The sequence below is a fragment of the Xenorhabdus ehlersii genome (genome assembly GCF_003610465.1).
Taxonomy (GTDB): domain Bacteria; phylum Pseudomonadota; class Gammaproteobacteria; order Enterobacterales; family Enterobacteriaceae; genus Xenorhabdus; species Xenorhabdus ehlersii.
The window spans coordinates 230,365-249,818 of the sequence record NZ_RAQI01000005.1 but is presented as its reverse complement, the minus strand read 5'-3'; the positions used below and the strand labels follow the sequence as shown (position 1 = coordinate 249,818).

The following is a 19,454-nucleotide window of genomic DNA, read 5'->3' as shown; positions in this document are numbered from 1 at the left end:
GTATAGGAGGTCTTATGTTTCCAGAATATCGTGATTTAGTATCCAACCTGAAAGAATCTCATCCCCGCTTCCAATCCCTGTTTGAAAAACATAACCGACTTGACCACGAGATAACCCAACTTGAAGGCCCAAATGGTGCGGGTTACAACGATAAAGTTGTGCGCCTGAAAAAAGAAAAACTACACATCAAAGATGAAATGCAAAGGATTTTGCAGGAACAATATCAGAGCCAGAAGTAAATCAGCCAAATGGTTTTGACGCCTACTTTGTTGACGAGTGGGCGTCACAAGAAGTTCTCGAATAGAGAACCCACTTCAACCTAACATCCAAAAAAAGCCACCATAACGGTGGCAAAAAGCTGGAGCAATAATTTTTTCGTTATTTATTGTACGGCAGCCGCTTTCTGGCGAGGTTGTCTCTTGGTTTTTGCCCTTGGATGTGGCGTCACGTTTTGGACTTCACCTGGCTTAGAAATGAAACGGACAAAGGTTTCATGGCTGACGAACGTTGCTCCGCAATTGATATTCTGACATTGGTTATAGCGCTCCTTTGTTTGGCTTGAATGCTCAAAGCTGCTACGAGTATGCGCTGATTGACCACACAGAGGACACTTAATCATATTGTTCACCTTTCTGAAATCGTTATCTTGAAATAACTGTCTTGAAATAACATTATCTCGTCTGGTGAACAATATACCAAAGATCTCATATTGAGATCAAGAACTCATTTCAAATTCGTCAATTTTTATTTCGAGATCTAATGATGTCGTAAAACCACTGTCATTGAGCGTGTGAGTGACTTTGACCAAAGTCCAGTCAGTTTCATCAATTTCTGACTTAAAACCCTCTAACTGGATGGGAGTTTCAGGATAAATATCAGCACGCCCCAATGCTAATGTGATAGAGAACTGCGCAGCTCCTCGTTGCATTTTTTTCCAAACGGCGATAGCAGCACGCTCTGCACTTTCTTTGTTAGAATAAATGCGCGAAAGCGTCAGAATATTCTCCTGAGTTCCCACCAAATAGCTTGCAGATTCTTGCTGTACTGTAGTTGTTTGATGGTGTTCAACCGTTGATTCACGCTGTTCTTCATAAGATATGCTTGCTTCAATATCGAAATTTGCTTCTATCTCGATACTGCCGTTACCTTTGTTTTTGTTTTTCTTTTTACTCCCCTTTTTAATATAAGTCGGCTTTCCACGACCTTTAGTTTTTGGGTTTTTCTTCGCCAAATTAACTTTGCCAGGTGCAGGAGGTTTAGGTTTAAGATCTTTTCCCTTTTTAGTGGATTGTGGTTGCTTTTGCCTGGAAGTCCCCCCCTTTTTTTTAGTGGCGTTTTTGTCTTTTTGAGAAGAATCCTTGTCTGATGATTGGCTACTACTGCTTTCATATTCAACGATAAGTTCAACTTTTCCTTCTTCTGATTCCTTTCGCCTCAGTTTAACCGTCTGTTTAGTCGCTGTACGTGTATCCATCCACTGAGCAGCCACACCAGTATAAGCCTCACGATCGGACAGAGAAAATCTGTGACTATCCCCTGAGTTACGCGTAATCAGTACAGGCGGAATATGCTTACCACTCGCCGTTTTATTCTGCCCTTGCTGAACAAACAATAATTCGCCATTTTTGACTGAAGCGATTGCGCCTTCTTGTTTTGCCAATCGAGTCAAAAAGCTGACGTCAGATTCATTTGTTTGATCGATATGCATAGAGATATTTTCTAACTCTGAGCTAATCTTAAACTCCAATTTATTTCTGGCAGCGATGGTACTGACAATACTGCCTAAAGTGCATTTATGGTAAGAAGCCTCCCGTTTCACATTCAGATCACCACGAAAATCCGCACTGCGGGCACGAATGGTCAATCGATCTGGCGCACCGACATGTTCAATTTCATCAACAACAAATTTTCCTTTCGGCGTTAAAGAGTGGCCATGCCACCCCAGTTCTAATGTAAGAATATCGCCACGAAGAGGCAGCATCAGCATGCCATCCGCATCATCCAACTCAATATCGAGCTGATCTGATTCCAAACCACGATTATCCGTCAATGTTAATGACATCAGGCGTGATTGGATCTTCCCACTGATATCCTTGTTGTTGATTTCCAGACGAAAAGCGGGCTCACTGACTTTTCCAGTGACCAAATCAAATTGGGGAACCCAATCCGTGTCGGGTATCCACTTTTCAAAATCGATCATGAGAACACTCCCCTGACTTTCCTGACAATATCGTCTTTGATATCAGAAAGCTGATCCTGCAAGTCTCCCAACATTTCAAACAAGTTATTGTCAACACGCCGTAAAGTCAGCGTAAAACTGATTTTTCTGGCCGCGCCACCTGACATAAATTCTGTTTTTGTCTCATCAATGCTTTCGATAACGAACATACCGTAAATGGCACCACTGCCATCAATAAATGACCACGCTTTGCCGCTATCTGCCATCACTTTCAATGCGGTCAATGAAAGTGAACCACCGGTCAGTTCAGGATAAAGCTCCCCTGATAGCGTGATAGTATCATTGTCTGAACCGACAAACTGCCAGGCAGGCCGCGCTCCCACGCGGCTGTTGAAGGCATGTCGCCAACTCTGTTTATATTGAAAAGTCTGATAGGGCGTTGTTTTCAGCATAAAAACAAACAAACCAAGTGCAGCCATCATGAGAAATCTTCTCCTCTGTCTGAAAGTGAGCTACGCATACGCGCCTGGTGCATACGTTCTCTTTGTTCCAATTCCTGCCTGACCACACGGGCAATATCCTGCGCGGATTGCCCCTGGGTGCCATAGACATAGATGTTATATTGCGGGGCTGCGCCACCATATTGCTGTGGCTGACTCCGCTCCCGTTTCGCCTGCACTTCCTCATAAGCGTGAGCAGGTAAACTCTGCGCGTGTAATGGTGCATCCTGCGCCGCAATCGGCAGTGACATTGAGCTAACGGCAAGACCCAAAGCAGCAAGTTTCGCGGTATTTTTCCGGCTGGTAACATTAGCTGGGCCATTGATAATTTCAGGACCATATTCCCCCACAAGGCCTTGTTTCCCTGCAGGAATAAATCCGCCTGTATCATGTTGAGTAATCTGTTTTGCCTGCTGAGATGTATCGCTCTTAGTAATTTCCTGTGATGTTTTTACGGTAACTTCCTTTTTATCATCACCAGACCACCACGATTTAAACCAATCAGTAATAGAGGCGAATTTACTTTTCAGGTGCTCCCATTTTTCTTGAATACCAATTAGCAAACTATCGATCATTGCTGAGCCAGCCGCTTTTAATTTTTCAGGAATAGCCTGAACATCAGCAACAATTTCATTCCATCTATCTGAAATTGATTTTTTAACGCTCTCCCAAATTTCTAAAGTATTCTGTTTAACGGATTCCCAAACTTCACCTATTTTAGCTTTAACTGATTCCCAAGCTTCTAAAGTACTTTGTTTAATCGTGTCCCAATTTTGGTAAATAAGACCGATTAATCCACCATCCATGAAATAACTCTTAATGCCCTCCCAAGCAGCACTGACTCTGTCTTTAATTCCCTGCCATGCATTGCTACAGACATTTTTGATGTTTTCCCACAAAGCAGTGAATTTGGGTCCTAATGTTTCCCAATTCTGCCAAATATAAATAGCAGCCATTGCAATAACACCAATAATGGCAAGAATGGGGTTCGCCATCATAGCTCGGCCAACAATCATTATTGCACGACCCAGTATACTGAAAGCATTACCTAAAAAACCTAAACCTTTCGCACCAATACTTCCCAGCATTCTTATACTATTGCCCAAAAAGCCAAATACTTGTTGTCCAATACTTCCTAGTTTTCCTATACTTTTTCTTAACCCTACAAAAATACCGTTTTTGTTACCGCTACTGAATAGTGTATTTAATGAATTCCTGAGAAAACCAAAAACTTTCCCTCCAACACTACCCAATATATTGAGGCTACTTCCTAAGTAATTAAATACTCTTACACCTAATTGACCAAATATATTTAAGCTAATTCTCAGAGAGCCAAAAACTCGCATCCCCAACTGAGCAAAAATATTCAGCCTAATTTGCAATGAACCAAAGATTCGGATTCCCAATTGTCCAAAGATATTCAGCCTTATACGCAATGAACCAAAGATCCGGATTCCCAACTGACCAAATATATTCAAGCCAATACGCAATGAACCAAAGATTCGGATTCCCAACTGACCAAAAATATTCAGGCCAATACGCAACGAACCAAAGATCCGGATTCCTAATTGCCCAAAGATATTCAGACTAATACGCAATGAACCAAAGATTCGGATTCCCAACTGACCAAATATATTCAGACTAATACGCAATGAACCAAAGATTCGGATTCCCAACTGACCAAAAATATTCAGGCCAATACGCAATGAACCAAAGATTCGGACGCCTAACTGCCCAAAGATATTCAGACTAATACGCAATGAACCAAAGATCCGGACGCCTAACTGCCCAAAGATATTCAGACTAATACGCAATGAACCAAAGATCCGGATTCCCAACTGACCAAAAATATTCAGGCCAATACGCAACGAACCAAAGATCCGGATTCCTAATTGCCCAAAGATATTCAGACTAATACGCAATGAACCAAAGATTCGGATTCCCAACTGACCAAATATATTCAGACTAATACGCAATGAACCAAAGATTCGGATTCCCAACTGACCAAAAATATTCAGGCCAATACGCAATGAACCAAAGATTCGGATTCCCAACTGACCAAAGATATTCAGGCCAATACGCAATGAACCAAAGATTCGGATTCCCAACTGACCAAATATATTCAGGCCAATACGCAACGAACCAAATATTCGGACGCCTAACTGCCCAAAGATATTCAGGCCAATACGCAATGAACCAAAGATCCGGATTCCCAACTGACCAAATATATTCAGACTAATACGCAATGAACCAAAGATTCGGATTCCCAACTGACCAAATATATTCAGGCCAATACGCAACGAACCAAATATTCGGACGCCTAACTGCCCAAAGATATTCAGGCCAATACGCAATGAACCAAAGATCCGGATTCCCAACTGACCAAATATATTCAGGCCAATACGCAATGAACCAAAGATCCGGATTCCCAACTGACCAAATATATTCAGACTAATACGCAATGAACCAAAGATTCGGACACCTAACTGCCCAAAGATATTCAGACTAATACGCAATGAACCAAAGATTCGGACACCTAACTGCCCAAAGATATTCAGACTAATACGCAATGAACCAAAGATTCGGACACCTAACTGCCCAAAGATATTCAGACTAATACGCAATGAACCAAAGATCCGGACACCCAATTGTCCAAAGATATTCAGACTAATACGCAATGAACCAAATATTCGGATTCCTAATTGCCCAAATACATTAAATCCAATACGCAACGAACTAAAAACTCTAACTCCTATCTTTCCAAAAATATTTAGCCGAACTTTCAATGTTCCAAAAATCTGAATAGACAAAATACCAAAGATACGGAGACTAACTCTCAGAGAACCAAAAACTCTTATACCAACACTACCAAAAATTTTTATAGAATTAATCAGAATTTGAAATGATGCCTTCACTGAATTAGTGGGAAATTTCAAAACTGTTTTGATTTTTTTCAGCGTATCAAATAAAATTGTTATTTTTGGATTAATATTAATAACCAATTTATCTAACAATTTAAAATTGTTAGTCATATTACCCGTCACACCAAGATTAAATTCATTCTTTTTACTGGATGAGTTTTCCTGTCTGACATTCTGGTTTATTTGAACAATATTAGCTGATTGGCTGGCAGAATTCACCTGCATTACTTGTGAGGAGTTCTGCCGCGCAGAGAAAGATTGTTTAATGGTTTGATTATAGGCCTTAAGATCGGCACGCATACGCGCAGTTTCCTGCGCATAACCTACAATGGGTTTTAATCCTTCAACAGTCTTATTAAGTTTTTTAAACTGGTTATAAATTTTATCAACTGAACCTACCAGTTTTTTCTGATGCTGTTGAAAAGATTTAAAGGAACTGGTCAACTTACCAACAGTACTCAGTACCTTGTTAAGCTGTGACTGTATATTACTCATTTTCTGCACCACTTCTCAAAATGGCCCGATGTCGCCAGTCCAATAGTTCCGATAGTGACATTGCATCTGTGACTGTCGGTGACCAGTGAAAAACGGTGGCAATATCTGCCACCAATTCATCAACGGTTAATCGTTCTGGGAATCGGACTTGACCGACTTCGGCAACAAAAAATTGACCACCTCCACACTGAGATTAATCAGATCACCAGGTGACATCATTATCAGGTCATTTTTGGTCAATGCAGGGGTGGTAACACGCGGCAGGACAAGCAGCATAGAATCCACATCCATTTCCAGCAGTGCCTGTAAACGTGCACCGCGCAACGCACCGCTGTTAGGTTTGCGTACCATCACTTCCGTGATTTCGCCGTTGCCTCGCGCCAGTGGTGCTTCCAATTCAATGGTGCGCAGATCGTCATTTTGAGTATTCAGTGTTTCTGTCATGGTTCAACCTTGTTTATCCGATTAGAGACCTGTCTCAACAGGCACGATTAATACACTGATGAGACAGGAAATAAGTTTTAAAAAAGTTAATTGCTAAAAGAAGCGATTAAAAAAGACCGATAGCGCGGCGATGCTGCTCCAGACGATCTTCCCCACCTACTTTCTCAACCATGTTGATGGTGTCGATTTCAATCAGTTCTTCACCATTCCATGTCAGTTTGAAATAAGTATTTTTGGCAGTGATTTTGGTCTGGGTGTTATCACCTTGTTTATAAGTACCGTGATCGAACTCCTGGAAACGACCACGCATCACAACTTCGACTGCAACCACTTCACCGTTATCTTCACTCTCAAAAGAGCCAGCAAAGCGCAGCATGACACCATCGGCTTTCGCGATGCCCCACTGTTTGTACAGTTGAGCTTCAACGCCGCCCAGAGTGAATTCAGCATCCAGTGCGCCTTCATCCAGACCTAAATCCACCATTGCGCTGCCATTCATGCCAGCACCGCGATAGGCTTCCAGCTTGCGGCTCAACTTAGGAAGAGTCAGTTCTTCCACGATCCCCTGATAGTTGTTGCCATCATTGAACAAGTTCAGGTATTTAAGTTTGCGAGGTAATGCCATCAGTTAGCCCCTTATTTATTGATACTTTTCGCGAAATCCATCAGGTAACTATCTGTAATGCGCTGGCGTAACATCATGTTTTCCAGTGGCGGTACAGGTGTATAGTCATAGTCGATGGTCAGTTTGCCGGCTTTCAGGGTGTCCTTGTCATTAGCCTTGTCGTCGTACCAACAACGGCCATCAATGATGTAGCCACCAGATTTCAGTTCACGGAACTTGGCATTGACGCCTTCGATGATGTCGCGCACCAGTGATGGAGTCAGCGGTTTATCGATAGCCCACATGTGTGCTTCAGCCATAGTGTCAGCCAGAACCTGAGCGGTACGGGTGTAGCTTTCAAACTGGAACAGAGGATCAGCAGAACCAGCACAAGTTCGTGAACCCCAGAAACGAAAGCCGTTTTTGCGGACCAGCGTCGTGATACCTGCTTTGTTTAGCAGATCGGCGTCAGTCGCGGTATCTTGCAGATCCCAGAAGACATCAGCAGACAGGCCAGTCACTCCGTTAACACCAACGTTGGACAGAGTTTTATGCCAGCCGGTTTCTTCATCGATTTTAGCACGCAGACCCAGCGCATAAGCGGTTGCAAATGCAGTCGCTTCGCTGTTGGTCACCGTATCCCAGCTCAGGAAATCAGGCCAAATCAGCATCAGCTCACGCTGACTGAAGTAGTCACGATATCTGATCACTTCTTCAATAGTTTTGCAGCCGTAAGCGCTGATATAAGCCATCGCTTTCAGTTTCTGCGCAACAGAAACCAGTGCAGTAACAACCGGTAGTGAATCCAGACCCGGAACGCCCAGAATGCGTGGTTTAACACCGAGTTGGCTTGGTGCCGCCAACAGCGCCTGCATACCGGTTTTCTTACCGGCCTCAGTAACACCACCGATGATGTTAGTAACAGTATCTTTTTCAGATTCGCCCTCTTCCACACGAACAACCACAGTCACAGGCTGAGCCTGAGCAGCGATAGCTTTCAGTGAAGCGGACAAAGTCCCTTTTTTCCCAGCCTTACCACTGGCGCTCATAACGTCAGTAATCAGAACTGGAGTGTTTAATGGAAATGTTTTTTCGTCTGCGTCAGGAGCAGTACAAACCATACCTACGATAGCGGTGCTAACGGTAGTGATGGTACGAGTACCTTCATTAATTTCCTGTACACGGACGCCGTGATGATAGTCTTGTGCCATATTAGCGGTTCTCCTGTTAAGGTGTGCTGATATATTGGCGGATTGGACGGAGGAAATCATTCGATTGGCTGTGTGTGGGGGACGGTACAAATGTGGTCTTATATTTTTGTTTATAATCAATTTGTTGGGTTGATTTTAATTGATTTTAGTTGGTGGGAGAAAATCAAATGGTTTGGTTGGAAAGAACCCTTTATTGGTTAAATAATAACCTTTTACAGGTCATTTAATAACCGAATTTAGTTTAAAATTCATCCTTTCCGGTATTATTCAGTGTGATTCTGGCTTTTGGTTATTTTTTGATAGGCTAAAATGGCTCTTTTTTGTCGCTTAGTTTTGGTTCTCGCGGTTCAGGGAGTGGGATCTTGGCTTGGATCGTAAGGATCCATGGGTTGTGAAAAACCTCGGTTTAGCGGGAACGGTGGAACTAGCGGAAAACGCCCTACCGAGAACGGGTGGCATTGTTGATGGCAGCCTCGCAGTTAAACAGTGGTTATCAACGTTTGATCGGGTATATGTCGCGTCTAATAATGGATTTGCCGGTGTTGAATTATCGGATTCCAGAACCAGCAATACGGCGACGTTAGAAATGAACGGCACCGGCGGTGTTTACATTTCACAAAAAACTAACGGACAGGTAAACGTAAACCACATCCCGAAAACCAACGGGATACTATTGAATTCAGCGGACATTATCCAATCTGTGGGTGACAGTGTATCGCAGGTGATGAGCCAGAAATCCGTAACTGACGCCCTAGACAACCGCCTCGAAAAATCCCGAAACGGCGCCGATATCCCCAACAAACCAGAGTTTGTGCGGAATATTGGGTTAGTGGGCACGGTGAAACTAGCGGAAAACGCCCTACCGAGAACGGGTGGCGTCGTTGATGGCAGTATTGCTGTTAAACAATGGTTATCAACCTATGACAGGGTCTATGTTGCAGCGAATAATGGATTTGCCGGTGTTGAATTATCGGATACACGCAATAAAAACACCGTGACAATAGAAATGAATGGCGCCGGTGGTGCCATCATTTCACAAAAAACTAATGGTCAGGTAAATGTAAATCATATACCGAAAACCAACGGGACATTACTGAATTCGGCCGATGCGGAAAAATATGTCACGTCGCTGCGATTATCAACACCCCGTGAAATAACAACAAAAATAGACGAATGGTTGGATTTTTCAACCAACGAATTTGTGGTTGGTGTTCGGCTGTCACGAACACCTGGCGGCGGCGTTTGGGTCATCGAACGGCTACGCGTCGCTAATTTGCAGATCATGAGAAATGGAGGGTGGATCAATGTCACGCAATAACAATAAAATGGCTAAAAAATTTGTTGAATATACGCCAACATCAAAACCCTACGGTAACTGTCTGTATCTGACAAATGCAGATGGTGATTGGTACGAACAACAACAGAATTTTGAACCGGATACGTTAAAAATTGCCTATGATGATGATGGTATTATCCGCTCGTTTAGTGATGATGCCAGCACGTTATGTCCAATAGGGTTATATGTCGCTGAAATTGTGAAAAATGATGTTCCTGATGATTTTGGCTGGGATCACGAGTGGGTTTTCATTAATGGGGAAATTACGCCCAGAATTCAGACGCCAGCGGAATTGCAGCAACAGGCAGAATCGCAGAAACGCTATCTAATGTCTCAGGCTACAAATTCAATCACTCCACTCCAATATGCTGTCGATCTCAACATGGCAACAGACACAGAGCAATCGACACTGATCGCGTGGAAAAAATACACCGTGTTATTAAACCGCGTAGACTGTTCGACAGCACCAAATATTGACTGGCCTAAAGCGCCAGAATAACAATCAGGGGCATTTAGCCCCTCTATTTATTTCGGCTGTTCCGGCCATTGGATATCAGGTGCGGTAGAGCAATCCACCCGATTGAGCAGTACCCGATATTTACGCCATTCGGCTAATGATAATTTCTCGGCATCGGTGGCCATATCGAGGTCTACCGCGTCCTGTAACGGCGCGATTTTATCCCTCGCTATGTTCATTAGATGCTGTTTTTGATACACCGCCTGTTGTTGGTACTCCTCTGGGGTATAAATACGCGGACAGATTTTACCCGCCCTATACTGCCAGCCCCCATTAATGTTGAGTCCCACTGGCACCTGTTTGGGGTCAATTTCGGCGATTGACAGACCAATCGGGAAAAATGCGCTGACGTCATACCCCATTGACCGGATAACTAAATTTTCGTCATAAACAATTTTGAGCGTGGCAGGGGAAAATAATTTCTGGCATTCGTACCAGTCAGTGTTGTCTGCACTCATCAAATAGGCAACGCCGGCAATCGCGTCAGTCGGTTTGTATTTCTGAAACGATTCGAATTTAACCATTGAACACCTCGACATTTCGCCACTGGCCGGCGATTAAATACTGAATGGGGCGACTCGGTACGTGTGAGACTGAACCCGCGCTGTTTTTAGTTATCCCGACAACAACGTGGCCGTCTGGCAACACGGTGACCTGTGCAGCAGGCACGGATGTCGATATCATTTCACCCAATCTGACGCCGGTAATGATAGGGTTATTGTTTATTTTGACATCCCCATTGTTACCGATATATACATAGGTGTCGCCAATAACGTTATGCACCGTCAACATATCACTCACACCTGGACTCCCGACGCGCCAACGGGGATTTCCGTTCTGGTCGGTACCCTGAATATATAATGAACTGGTCACGGTATTTTTCAATTCCAGCACATTGCCATTATTCGTCAGCGTGCCACCCAATGTTGATAACGCGCCAACGTCACCTGCATTCAAGGTAACATCACTAGTTAGTTGTTTTCCGTTGATTTTCCGACTATTGGGAACGCGATTGTTCGCATTTTTGTTTGCGTTCTCTGCCTGTTGATTTGCTGCATCAATATTATTTTTTAGGGATGCCAGATCGTTTCCATTAATGATGGGCACGCCGTTAACGGTGATGGTTTTGTTTGCAATAACAACATACGTTCCCTCAATAACGTTATGTAATGAAAAATCATTGTTCGCACCTGTATTGCCAATTCGCCATTTTGCAACATCGTTATGCAGGGCAAACGGGTCTAAATTATACTGACGTAAAACCCACCGTGAGGACTTTCAGCATGTAACTATTATCCCATCCTGCTTTCTGACGCTTAGTTTTCACTCCTACCTTTACGGTTTTCTCATTTTTCAGCAGGTTAAGGGCTATTTTATTTACTAAAGCGATATTTTCAGCAGCATGACCGCTTCTCAGACGCTGGCTGTCTTCACCAAAACTCACATCCAGCTGCCAGTGCAATTTATTTTCAATATGCCAATGGCTACGTATCGCTCCCGCAATAAAGTCCGCCGATTTATCACGATGACTGGTAATATAATAACGTCGGGCGTAACTCTCGGGTTTTCCCTGCTCTTCACGCCAAGACTCCACCACCGCGATGCCACCCAGTGTGTGCCACTGAGGATGTCGTTCCCGTAACCAGTGAATATCGTTAACCAGCCACAACTGACGCTGTTCGATACGACCGTGATCGCCTCCTGTACTCCGGGTTTGAGCGTGGGGGATCCCCCTAAAACTTTTTGCTAGCTGAGTATCTAAAAAGTATTTGATATCGTCATGAAATTCACCCTGATTGCCTTTTAATGCCAGAACATAATCAGCCTGCTCCCCGACAATCTGATCAGCAATTTTGTACTGACAGCCCATTGCATCAATCGTGACAGTGGAACCTTCAATATCCAACAAGGCCAGCAAGTTGGGGATTGTGGTAATTTCGTTCGATTTATCTGAGACTTTCACCTGACCAAAGCAAAGTTGATTCTCAACTGACCAGGCGCTAACCAGATGAAGCGCCGGTGCACCATTCGCTTTGTCAAGCGTACCCCGCAATGTTTTGCCATCCAAGGCGATAATGTCATCAGAGAATGTGGCTAAGCTCTTCACCCATTGGGTAAATGCGAGTCCAAATTCTTGGGGATCAAGCCGGTTTATCACATCGTTAAAGGTATCATGACTGGGAATGCCATTAGGAAGAGCCAGAAATTGCCGGAACCAATCTTCTTTAGATTTACCGTATTCTTCAATCGCATTGAAACCTTCACAACCGCAGATTACGGCACAGATCGAGATAGTCAAAATGTCGATGAGTGAATATTGTTTAGTCCGGTTAACACGCGGATCAGTGAGGTGTCCAAAAGCATTGCTGAGGGTTGTGGCTTGCATGGCAGTTTCTAGGATTATCATTGATGAGGTGCTAATGATAAATCACAAACGGCGATTATTCCTATTTCTCTGTACTGAATATACTCCGCTAATCATATTGAGCAATTTAGACCCGTTTGCCCTGCATCGTTATGGTTGGTTCCTTGAATATACAATGAATTGCTGGTTGTATTTTTCAATTCCAGCACGCGGCCGTTGTTAGTTAACGTTCCCCCTGTTTTCGGTAGGGCATTTTTCGCCAGCTCCGCCGTTCCCGCCAAACCGACGTTTAGTCCCAATCAAAATTCATAACTGAATAAAGTATCCAACGAATACCCTTCTAAAAAATCAATTAATCATAATTTTTATTTATCATTTTTCCATTTGGAAACTTTCTGGATCCTCGTTCTGAAATTTGGAATGTTTAGGAGGTATCTTTTAACGTCGGTTTGGCGGGAACAAAACGACTGGCGGAAAATGCCCTCAATAGACATGATGGCGGAGATTTGCTGGCACCGGTCAGATTCTCAGGGTTTAGGATGGGCACAGGTTCGATTGCGATATCTACGCAATTGGACGATAACGGCGTTGGTGATGAACAGACTCAACTGGGTTATAACAACGGGACATCATCAAACCCTGTATTCAACCATTATTTGCGGGGTCGGGGTATTACAAATATCGATACATTAGGCGGATGTAATATTCGTGAAGGGTTGCGAGTTGGAAAACAGGTTCAGCCCGGAGATTACTCAAATTTTGACAACCGATATCTGCGATTTGGGTTGGGTGAAACTAACCTACCGGTAGCTACCAACGATGATTTAAGAGCCAAGCGGTTCCCAACGTCATTTTATCGTATGGGGGGAGGTGCTGGGAGGGACATGTGGGGAGGGTGGGGAGCAGGTATTTTGCTCCGGTATGATGCCAATAACGCATTCCATTTGTGGGTCAGTGCGAGCCGCAATGAGCTGCAATTCCAGATGCAGGTGGGATCATCTATTCGGGGAGGTGCGTTATGGGGAAAAACGAACACCACCGTCGTTGACGGTTACATCAAAACAGCGTCCCCTATCATTGAAATTCACCCCGATGGCAAATTCACTACCAACGACGAATCCGAGGGCGCAATCGTTGAACGTCTATCCGAGGGCGTCTATCTCATTAAAAACGTGCTGGGATTTAATGCAGATGCGGCATGGGGCGGCGTTGATGGTGGGGTTGAGATACCGCTGTGCAAAAATAAACTGCCGTTGATTTGGGTGGATTACAAAGTGTTGCCGGACGGTTCCATCAAAATCATGACGTATCACCGAGAGCATCCAAACGCACCCACATTCGCCCAAAATGTACGGGACGGCTACTCCGACGGTGATCCGATTGATATCCCCGCCGGTCGGTCTATATCTGTCCGTGTCCAGATGCCAGAGAGTTCTATTTGGAATCAGCAACAACGGAAATTGACTGAGTCGGAATAAATATAGGGGCAAACTATGCCCCTGATTGTTATTCTGGCGCTTTAGGCCAGTCAATGTTGGGTGCTGTCGAACAGTCTACCCGATTGAGCAGTACCCGATATTTGCGCCATTCGGTTAATGCGGTTTGCTCAGCATCGGTGGCCATATCGAGGTCAACAGCATCCTGATAAATATCAATTTTGGCTCTGGCTGTATCCAACAATTGTCGTTTTTGAGATTCAGCCTGTTGTACCTCATACACCTGTTGGGCCGCAATATCCGTGACCCATTGTTTTCCATCCCATTTATCGAATGGGGTAGCGGGGGCGTCTGGTGTTGTGTCTGGCGGATAATTACCGAGCGCTGCAATCACCTGTGCGGCACCTGTTTTAATGTTGTATACCGTTTCACCACGGTGGTCAGCAACATATTCCCAGCCGGCTAAATCCGTCGTGCGGCAAATAGCATAACCAATCCTGCGTTCACTCGGTGCATCAATACACGAGTGTGCAGGGATGCTGACACCGACGGGTAAATAATTTACAGAGGACGAAATATATTCATGCGTTTTCTCATTGTAATGAAATACGGTGATATTTCCGGCCACGATGGCGATAAAATCGCTATTCAATTCTGCCTGAATCACTATGCAGCCCTCACGATGTAGTTAAATGCAATATTACGGGGGCGGGTCTCACTCCCCCCTCCATTCCGGGTTTGATATTTGTGGTTGTCGGTTCCGTTCCGATTGCGTCCATCTCTAACGACGTTATCAGTCGACAACAGCTCGTCCCCAGATCGGTCATTAGGTGTCAACACCGTGGGTTCCCACGCATCAAATGCTGTAATTCCATGATTATGTGCGCGAAAACTATCATCCTGCCAGTTGAGTAGAGCACGTCCCGCATCTATCCCGCGGCCGCCATCCCAACCACGAATGAACTCTCCCCGCAAATCCGGCAATCGTAGTGAGGGATATACACGCGCTAGCTCCGGACATTGTTCTGCATTGAATGTCGAACCATCACATTTCAACCAGCCAGCCGGCGGGGTTTCTAACGGCCACGGAATAGGCACACCGACCGGTAACGCCGAGCCTGCCGCCAAACCGACGTTAAAAGATACCTCCTAAACATTCCAAATTTCAGAACGAGGATCCAGAAAGTTTCCAAATGGAAAAATGATAAATAAAAATTATGATTAATTGATTTTTTAGAAGGGTATTCGTTGGATACTTTATTCAGTTATGAATTTTGATTGGGACTAAACGTCGGTTTAGCGGAGACGGTCTATCGAACCGTAGGAAACGCGCGCAATCAGATTCCTGATATGAGAAATTTTGAATCCCAATTAACTGAATCTGGTTATCAAAAATTGCCCAGTGGGTTAATAATTCAATGGGGGCGGGTACATGGAGAAACGGCAACGCTGGGAGCGGGTAAAAATGACTGGTATCAGTCACAGCGGATGTTTGCATTCCCTATTCAATTTCCGAGCAAATGTATTTCATTAACAAATTCTGTTTTAAATGGAGGAACGAGCCGCCAGTGGGTTTTAATTGCCATCACAAAAATAGTCGACCAAAAATCCGCAGAGTTGTTAATTCAATCCCTGTACGAACCCAGTTATCCACCTGTCGTGACATATATGGCAATAGGGTATTAATATGAAAAATTATTTATTTAGCTGTTCCACTCTGAGTTTTTACCCCGTTTCGTTGTTAGCGGAATATAAAACCGCTGGTACTCTACCTGATGATGTCATTCCTGTAGCTGATGCGGTATTTTTGGAGTTTAGCCAGTCCAAATCAGGAAAGTTGCGCGGAGCTGATAGCTATGGAATGCCATGCTGGGTTGATATTCCGCCGCCACCCCCGCCGACGCCAGAGGAATTGCGACAACAGGCGGAACAACAAAAATCATCATTGCGACAACAGGCAGATATGGCTATTACCCCGCTACAGGATGCTGTTGATCTCGATATGGCCACCGATGCCGAAAAATCCGCATTGACCGAATGGCGCAAATATCGGGTATTGCTCAATCGGGTAGACTGTTCGGCAGCACCCAACATTGACTGGCCTAAAGCGCCAGAATAACAATCAGGGGCTGTGCGCCCCTATATTTACTCCGACTCAGTCAATTTCCGTTGTTGCTGATTCCAGATAGAATTCTCTGGCATCTGGACACGGACAGATATAGACCGACCAACAGGAATATCAATCGGATCACCGTCGGAGTAGCCGTCCCGTACATTTTGGGCGAATGTAGGTGCTTCTACATGCTCACGGTGGTAGGTCATGATTTTGATGGAACCATCGGGTAACACGCGATAATCCACCCAAATCAACGGTAATTTATTTTTGCACAGCGGTATCTCAACCCCGCCATCAACACCGCCCCATGCCGCATCGGCATTAAATCCCAGCACGTTTTTGATGAGGTAAACGCCCTCAGACAAACGCTCGACAATAGCACCCGTTGATTCGTCATTTGTTTCAAATTTCCCGTCATTCCAGATTTTGATGATGGGGCTAGCTTTTTTCAGGAACCCATCAATAACAGTAGTATTCGCTGTACCCCAAATGGTATTCCATTTATTCCACCGATTACCCAACCGGTAACGGCTCGCCATCCCTGCATCATCCACCTGAATTTGTGCGACCATTCCCGTGCTATCACTACCGCCAGTACGTGTCATCACCATGATAGGGGCGTGGGTGTTGTAGAAATTTTTAGCAGCATAGCCACCGCCACTATGCCAACCAGTTGTTGTCATAGAGTTGGCATCATATTCAGCGGGTGAGCTGATTCCTACGGGTTGGGAACCGATCCCATAATCACCCACTTTTAGTGCACCGACATCAGCCGCGTTCAGATTCACGTCACCTGTTAGCGGTTTACCGTTAATTCGACGACTATTGGGCACCGTATCCGATAAACCGACGTTAAAAGATACCTCCTAAACATTCCAAATTTCAGAACGAGGATCCAGAAAGTTTCCAAATGGAAAAATGATAAATAAAAATTATGATTAATTGATTTTTTAGAAGGGTATTCGTTGGATACTTTATTCAGTTATGAATTTTGATTGGGACTAAACGTCGGTTTGGCGGAGACGGTGAAACGGGCGAAAAATGCCTACCCTAAAACAGGCGGAACCATTGAGGGGAAAGTTTGGACTACCAGTGATATTGAGGCGACAGGCTGGATTGGCGGAACAACGCTGCATGATCGCCATACCGACGGGCGGTGGTCGCAGGTATACAGTGAGGCTCACAAACCCGAACCCCGCGAAATTGGTGTGTATTCGACTAGCGAATCGAACGGGCGTTTTGCCCTGAAAAAATCACATGACATGTTTTCGTGCGGTGGTGTGGATGTTGAGGCTACGCATGACTGGGCAGGCGTGAAACTAAAAAATGCGAACGGGTATTACGTTCAGCTATCTGCCGTGCCGCATGAAAAACCGGAAATGCTCACAGTGTTTTATCGGGATAGCACCACTGAAACGCAATATTACGTCAATCTGCGCAAAAAATCCGGCGAGATAGCTTTGCTGTCTGATGTTGCTGAAAACGCCAGTATTGGCATTAACCAGAGCTGGCAGAATGTCCGGTATAAACGGATAGGTGGGACGCAATATAAAAATGATGCAGGCAAGCCAATAGCCGTATTTGTTAAAACCAAACCGCGAAAAAAACAACTGGGTGCAATCGGAATTGGTGCCAATGTCAATGGAATTCAAGTCGCGTATAACTGGTCAGATTTCGATGGGCCACAAGTGGAGATGAGCGTGTTTTTTATTGTCCCCACAGGGGCGCATTACGATGTCAATGCGTATATCGCTAATGATGGCGATTTTATTGATTCGTGGGTTGAATTAAGGTAATCATGAAATATTACAAATCGAACGACGGGCGGGTTTACGGTTTTGAATCAGACGGCTCTCAGGATAAACACATCAAATCGGATTTTATTCCGATTACTGAGGCGGAAGCGCGGATAATCGCGAACCCGCCGCCAACGCCGGAGCAATTGCAGCAACAGGCAGAACAGGAAAAATTGTATCTAATGTCACGGGCTTTAAATGCCATCGCCCCGCTGCAATATGCCGTCGATCTACACATGGCAACGAACGCAGAGCAGAGCAAACTGACAGAATGGAAAAAATATATGGTGTTATTAAACCGCGTAGACTGTTCGGCAGCACCCAACATTGACTGGCCTAAAGCGCCAGAATAACAATCAGGGGCGATGGCCCCTGTGTTCACTCCGGCTGTTCCGGCCATGGGATATCGGGGGCGGTTGAGCAATCCACCCGATTGAGCAGCACCCGATATTTACGCCATTCGGTTAATGCGGATTTTTCGGCATCGGTTGCCATGCCTAAATCGACGGCGTCCTGTAACGGGGCGATGGAATTGGTGGCCTGAGACATGAGATATTTTTTCTGAGACTCAGCCTGTTCCTGTTCATGCAAGCGTTGCGCCTGAGCATCTGTCACCCACCGTTTGCCATCCCAATTATCGAATGGGGTAGCGGGTGCGTCTGGTGTTGTGTTTGGAGGATAATCACCGAGCGCTGCAATCACCTGTGCGGCACCTGTTTTAATGTTGTACACCGTTTCACCACGGTGGTCAGCAACATATTCCCAGCAGGATAAATCCGTCGTGCGGCAAATAGCATAACCGACCCTGCGTTCATCCGGCGCATCAACGCACGAGTGTGCAGGAATGCCTACCCCAATAGCCAGATATTCCACCGTAGCAGATAAATATTCTCTGGTATCCTCCGCATAGTTATAAACAGTGATATCACCCGCTACAGTGGCGATCAGATTTTTGTTTAATTTTGCAGTCATTATACTGCCCTCACAATGTAGTTAAATGCGATATTTCTGGGACGGGTTTCATTTGCAACAGAAAAACCACCATAAATGCTGGAGCTATACGTTCTGAAATAAGTCCCGTTCCACAATCCAGCGTTATTTCCGACTGGAAGTTGTGTATTTGTTAGATTCAACGCGAAATTTGACGATTTACTATCGTTAAAAACAGTTGTGATCCCTGTTTCCTCCATGCCACTATCACCGTTACTTGTTGGTAATGCATGAAAATGGTTCTGAAATGCGGAATTTTGGCCGCTGAGGAGTGCACGCCCAATATCAACATTTCTCTCATCATCCCATCCACGAATAAATTCACCCCTCAGGTCAGGTAATCTCAATGAGGGGTATACACGCGCCAGCTCTGGATATTGAGCAGCGGTAAACGTCGAACCATTACATTTCAGCCACCCAGCCGGAGGGGTTGCCAACGGCCACGGAATCGGTACGCCAACAGGTAATGCTGAGCCTGCCGATAAACCGACGTTAAAAGATACCTCCTAAACATTCCAAATTTCAGAACGAGGATCCAGAAAGT

Annotated in this window: 25 protein-coding genes; 8 read left to right on the top strand and 17 right to left on the bottom strand. The window is 44.8% G+C overall.

Annotation, left to right across the window (positions count from 1 at the left end; genetic code table 11):
* Window positions 1–14 precede the first annotated feature (14 nt).
* Window positions 15–239, top strand: a complete 225-nt coding sequence (locus tag BDE27_RS15970; RefSeq protein WP_099133792.1) for an HP1242/YdcH family protein — start codon at window positions 15–17, stop codon at window positions 237–239.
* 143 nt (window positions 240–382) lie between these two features.
* On the opposite strand, the gene BDE27_RS15965 is transcribed toward BDE27_RS15970, so the two are convergent.
* The 8 genes from BDE27_RS15965 to BDE27_RS15930 all read right to left on the bottom strand — a co-directional run bounded on the left by BDE27_RS15965 (window position 383) and on the right by BDE27_RS15930 (window position 8,354).
* The gene (locus BDE27_RS15965; RefSeq protein WP_045973604.1) at window positions 383–619 is read right to left on the bottom strand and encodes an ogr/Delta-like zinc finger family protein; all 237 of its coding nucleotides are present in this window, start codon (window positions 617–619) and stop codon (window positions 383–385) included.
* Between the two features lie 96 nt (window positions 620–715).
* Complete coding sequence (locus BDE27_RS20210; RefSeq protein ID WP_099133793.1) at window positions 716–2,200, bottom strand: phage late control D family protein; 1,485 nt, start codon at window positions 2,198–2,200, stop codon at window positions 716–718.
* Entirely contained in the window at window positions 2,197–2,661 is a 465-nt protein-coding gene (locus BDE27_RS15955) for a phage tail protein (protein WP_099133794.1), read from the bottom strand. The genes BDE27_RS20210 and BDE27_RS15955 overlap by 4 nt, the downstream gene beginning before the upstream one ends.
* Window positions 2,658–6,095, bottom strand: a complete 3,438-nt coding sequence (locus tag BDE27_RS15950) for a phage tail tape measure protein (RefSeq protein WP_120211380.1) — start codon at window positions 6,093–6,095, stop codon at window positions 2,658–2,660. The genes BDE27_RS15955 and BDE27_RS15950 overlap by 4 nt, the downstream gene beginning before the upstream one ends.
* Window positions 6,088–6,207 carry a GpE family phage tail protein gene (locus BDE27_RS15945; protein WP_208638602.1) on the bottom strand — a complete coding sequence of 40 codons (120 nt, stop codon included), beginning with the start codon at window positions 6,205–6,207 and terminating at the stop codon, window positions 6,088–6,090. The genes BDE27_RS15950 and BDE27_RS15945 overlap by 8 nt, the downstream gene beginning before the upstream one ends.
* Before the next feature lie 14 nt (window positions 6,208–6,221).
* Window positions 6,222–6,539 (bottom strand): phage tail assembly protein, encoded by a 318-nt coding sequence (locus BDE27_RS15940; protein WP_074024573.1) that lies wholly within the window; start codon window positions 6,537–6,539, stop codon window positions 6,222–6,224.
* 106 nt (window positions 6,540–6,645) lie between these two features.
* Entirely contained in the window at window positions 6,646–7,164 is a 519-nt protein-coding gene (locus BDE27_RS15935) for a phage major tail tube protein (protein ID WP_074020972.1), read from the bottom strand.
* An 11-nt stretch (window positions 7,165–7,175) separates the two neighbouring features.
* On the bottom strand, window positions 7,176–8,354 hold the full coding sequence (locus tag BDE27_RS15930; protein WP_099133797.1) for a phage tail sheath protein: 1,179 nt from the start codon (window positions 8,352–8,354) through the stop codon (window positions 7,176–7,178).
* Window positions 8,355–8,721: 367 nt separating this feature from the next.
* Here BDE27_RS15930 and BDE27_RS15925 point away from each other — a divergent pair, with 367 nt between their 5' ends.
* Both BDE27_RS15925 and BDE27_RS15920 read left to right on the top strand, forming a co-directional pair.
* A complete protein-coding gene (locus tag BDE27_RS15925; RefSeq protein WP_120211379.1) occupies window positions 8,722–9,672 on the top strand; it encodes a hypothetical protein in 951 nt (316 codons plus the stop codon).
* A complete protein-coding gene (locus BDE27_RS15920; RefSeq protein WP_244208813.1) occupies window positions 9,659–10,189 on the top strand; it encodes a tail fiber assembly protein in 531 nt (176 codons plus the stop codon). The genes BDE27_RS15925 and BDE27_RS15920 overlap by 14 nt, the downstream gene beginning before the upstream one ends.
* Before the next feature lie 26 nt (window positions 10,190–10,215).
* Here the strand turns inward: BDE27_RS15920 and BDE27_RS15915 are convergent, their stop codons facing one another.
* The 4 genes from BDE27_RS15915 to BDE27_RS15900 all read right to left on the bottom strand — a co-directional run bounded on the left by BDE27_RS15915 (window position 10,216) and on the right by BDE27_RS15900 (window position 12,871).
* Window positions 10,216–10,731 carry a tail fiber assembly protein gene (locus tag BDE27_RS15915; RefSeq protein ID WP_099131699.1) on the bottom strand — a complete coding sequence of 172 codons (516 nt, stop codon included), beginning with the start codon at window positions 10,729–10,731 and terminating at the stop codon, window positions 10,216–10,218.
* Window positions 10,724–11,314, bottom strand: coding sequence for a hypothetical protein (locus tag BDE27_RS15910; protein WP_099131700.1), 591 nt, complete (start codon window positions 11,312–11,314; stop codon window positions 10,724–10,726). The genes BDE27_RS15915 and BDE27_RS15910 overlap by 8 nt, the downstream gene beginning before the upstream one ends.
* 139 nt (window positions 11,315–11,453) lie before the next feature.
* The gene (locus tag BDE27_RS15905; protein WP_120211304.1) at window positions 11,454–12,593 is read right to left on the bottom strand and encodes an ISAs1 family transposase; all 1,140 of its coding nucleotides are present in this window, start codon (window positions 12,591–12,593) and stop codon (window positions 11,454–11,456) included.
* Between the two features lie 92 nt (window positions 12,594–12,685).
* A complete protein-coding gene (locus BDE27_RS15900) occupies window positions 12,686–12,871 on the bottom strand; it encodes a hypothetical protein (protein ID WP_099134145.1) in 186 nt (61 codons plus the stop codon).
* 150 nt (window positions 12,872–13,021) lie between these two features.
* On the opposite strand from BDE27_RS15900, the gene BDE27_RS15895 reads away from it, so the two are divergent.
* Window positions 13,022–14,050, top strand: a complete 1,029-nt coding sequence (locus tag BDE27_RS15895; RefSeq protein ID WP_120211378.1) for a phage tail fiber protein — start codon at window positions 13,022–13,024, stop codon at window positions 14,048–14,050.
* Window positions 14,051–14,078: 28 nt separating this feature from the next.
* Here the strand turns inward: BDE27_RS15895 and BDE27_RS15890 are convergent, their stop codons facing one another.
* Window positions 14,079–14,675, bottom strand: a complete 597-nt coding sequence (locus BDE27_RS15890) for a tail fiber assembly protein (protein WP_244208812.1) — start codon at window positions 14,673–14,675, stop codon at window positions 14,079–14,081.
* Entirely contained in the window at window positions 14,675–15,136 is a 462-nt protein-coding gene (locus BDE27_RS15885; protein ID WP_099134143.1) for a phage tail protein, read from the bottom strand. Before BDE27_RS15885 ends, BDE27_RS15890 begins: the two co-directional genes overlap by 1 nt.
* A 222-nt stretch (window positions 15,137–15,358) precedes the next feature.
* Between BDE27_RS15885 and BDE27_RS15880 the strand changes: the two genes are divergently transcribed.
* Together BDE27_RS15880 and BDE27_RS15875 are read left to right on the top strand one after the other, a co-directional pair.
* Window positions 15,359–15,694, top strand: coding sequence for a gp53-like domain-containing protein (locus tag BDE27_RS15880; protein WP_167450615.1), 336 nt, complete (start codon window positions 15,359–15,361; stop codon window positions 15,692–15,694).
* A 1-nt stretch (window position 15,695) separates the two neighbouring features.
* Window positions 15,696–16,127, top strand: a complete 432-nt coding sequence (locus BDE27_RS15875; protein WP_099134126.1) for a tail fiber assembly protein — start codon at window positions 15,696–15,698, stop codon at window positions 16,125–16,127.
* 26 nt (window positions 16,128–16,153) lie between these two features.
* Here the strand turns inward: BDE27_RS15875 and BDE27_RS15870 are convergent, their stop codons facing one another.
* Window positions 16,154–16,957 (bottom strand): phage tail fiber protein, encoded by an 804-nt coding sequence (locus tag BDE27_RS15870; RefSeq protein ID WP_244208811.1) that lies wholly within the window; start codon window positions 16,955–16,957, stop codon window positions 16,154–16,156.
* Window positions 16,958–17,119: 162 nt separating this feature from the next.
* Here BDE27_RS15870 and BDE27_RS15865 point away from each other — a divergent pair, with 162 nt between their 5' ends.
* Complete coding sequence (locus BDE27_RS15865) at window positions 17,120–17,920, top strand: hypothetical protein (protein ID WP_143707551.1); 801 nt, start codon at window positions 17,120–17,122, stop codon at window positions 17,918–17,920.
* Between the two features lie 2 nt (window positions 17,921–17,922).
* Entirely contained in the window at window positions 17,923–18,273 is a 351-nt protein-coding gene (locus tag BDE27_RS15860; protein ID WP_099134094.1) for a tail fiber assembly protein, read from the top strand.
* A 25-nt stretch (window positions 18,274–18,298) separates the two neighbouring features.
* On the opposite strand, the gene BDE27_RS15855 is transcribed toward BDE27_RS15860, so the two are convergent.
* A complete protein-coding gene (locus BDE27_RS15855; protein ID WP_167450623.1) occupies window positions 18,299–18,895 on the bottom strand; it encodes a tail fiber assembly protein in 597 nt (198 codons plus the stop codon).
* Complete coding sequence (locus tag BDE27_RS15850) at window positions 18,892–19,347, bottom strand: phage tail protein (protein WP_244208810.1); 456 nt, start codon at window positions 19,345–19,347, stop codon at window positions 18,892–18,894. Before BDE27_RS15850 ends, BDE27_RS15855 begins: the two co-directional genes overlap by 4 nt.
* Between the last annotated feature and the right edge of the window lie 107 nt (window positions 19,348–19,454).

Bases quoted from the DNA above. Each gene is read 5' to 3' on its own strand.
- BDE27_RS15935 (WP_074020972.1), bottom strand. From the start codon at position 7,164: ATGGCATTACCTCGCAAACTTAAATACCTGAACTTGTTCAATGATGGC.
- BDE27_RS15970 (WP_099133792.1), top strand. From the start codon at position 15: ATGTTTCCAGAATATCGTGATTTAGTATCCAACCTGAAAGAATCTCAT.
- BDE27_RS15880 (WP_167450615.1), top strand. From the start codon at position 15,359: ATGAGAAATTTTGAATCCCAATTAACTGAATCTGGTTATCAAAAATTG.
- BDE27_RS15950 (WP_120211380.1), bottom strand. From the start codon at position 6,095: ATGAGTAATATACAGTCACAGCTTAACAAGGTACTGAGTACTGTTGGT.
- BDE27_RS15875 (WP_099134126.1), top strand. From the start codon at position 15,696: ATGAAAAATTATTTATTTAGCTGTTCCACTCTGAGTTTTTACCCCGTT.
- BDE27_RS15920 (WP_244208813.1), top strand. From the start codon at position 9,659: ATGTCACGCAATAACAATAAAATGGCTAAAAAATTTGTTGAATATACG.
- BDE27_RS15965 (WP_045973604.1), bottom strand. From the start codon at position 619: ATGATTAAGTGTCCTCTGTGTGGTCAATCAGCGCATACTCGTAGCAGC.
- BDE27_RS15905 (WP_120211304.1), bottom strand. From the start codon at position 12,593: ATGCAAGCCACAACCCTCAGCAATGCTTTTGGACACCTCACTGATCCG.
- BDE27_RS20210 (WP_099133793.1), bottom strand. From the start codon at position 2,200: ATGATCGATTTTGAAAAGTGGATACCCGACACGGATTGGGTTCCCCAA.
- BDE27_RS15940 (WP_074024573.1), bottom strand. From the start codon at position 6,539: ATGACAGAAACACTGAATACTCAAAATGACGATCTGCGCACCATTGAA.
- BDE27_RS15860 (WP_099134094.1), top strand. From the start codon at position 17,923: ATGAAATATTACAAATCGAACGACGGGCGGGTTTACGGTTTTGAATCA.
- BDE27_RS15915 (WP_099131699.1), bottom strand. From the start codon at position 10,731: ATGGTTAAATTCGAATCGTTTCAGAAATACAAACCGACTGACGCGATT.
- BDE27_RS15955 (WP_099133794.1), bottom strand. From the start codon at position 2,661: ATGATGGCTGCACTTGGTTTGTTTGTTTTTATGCTGAAAACAACGCCC.
- BDE27_RS15930 (WP_099133797.1), bottom strand. From the start codon at position 8,354: ATGGCACAAGACTATCATCACGGCGTCCGTGTACAGGAAATTAATGAA.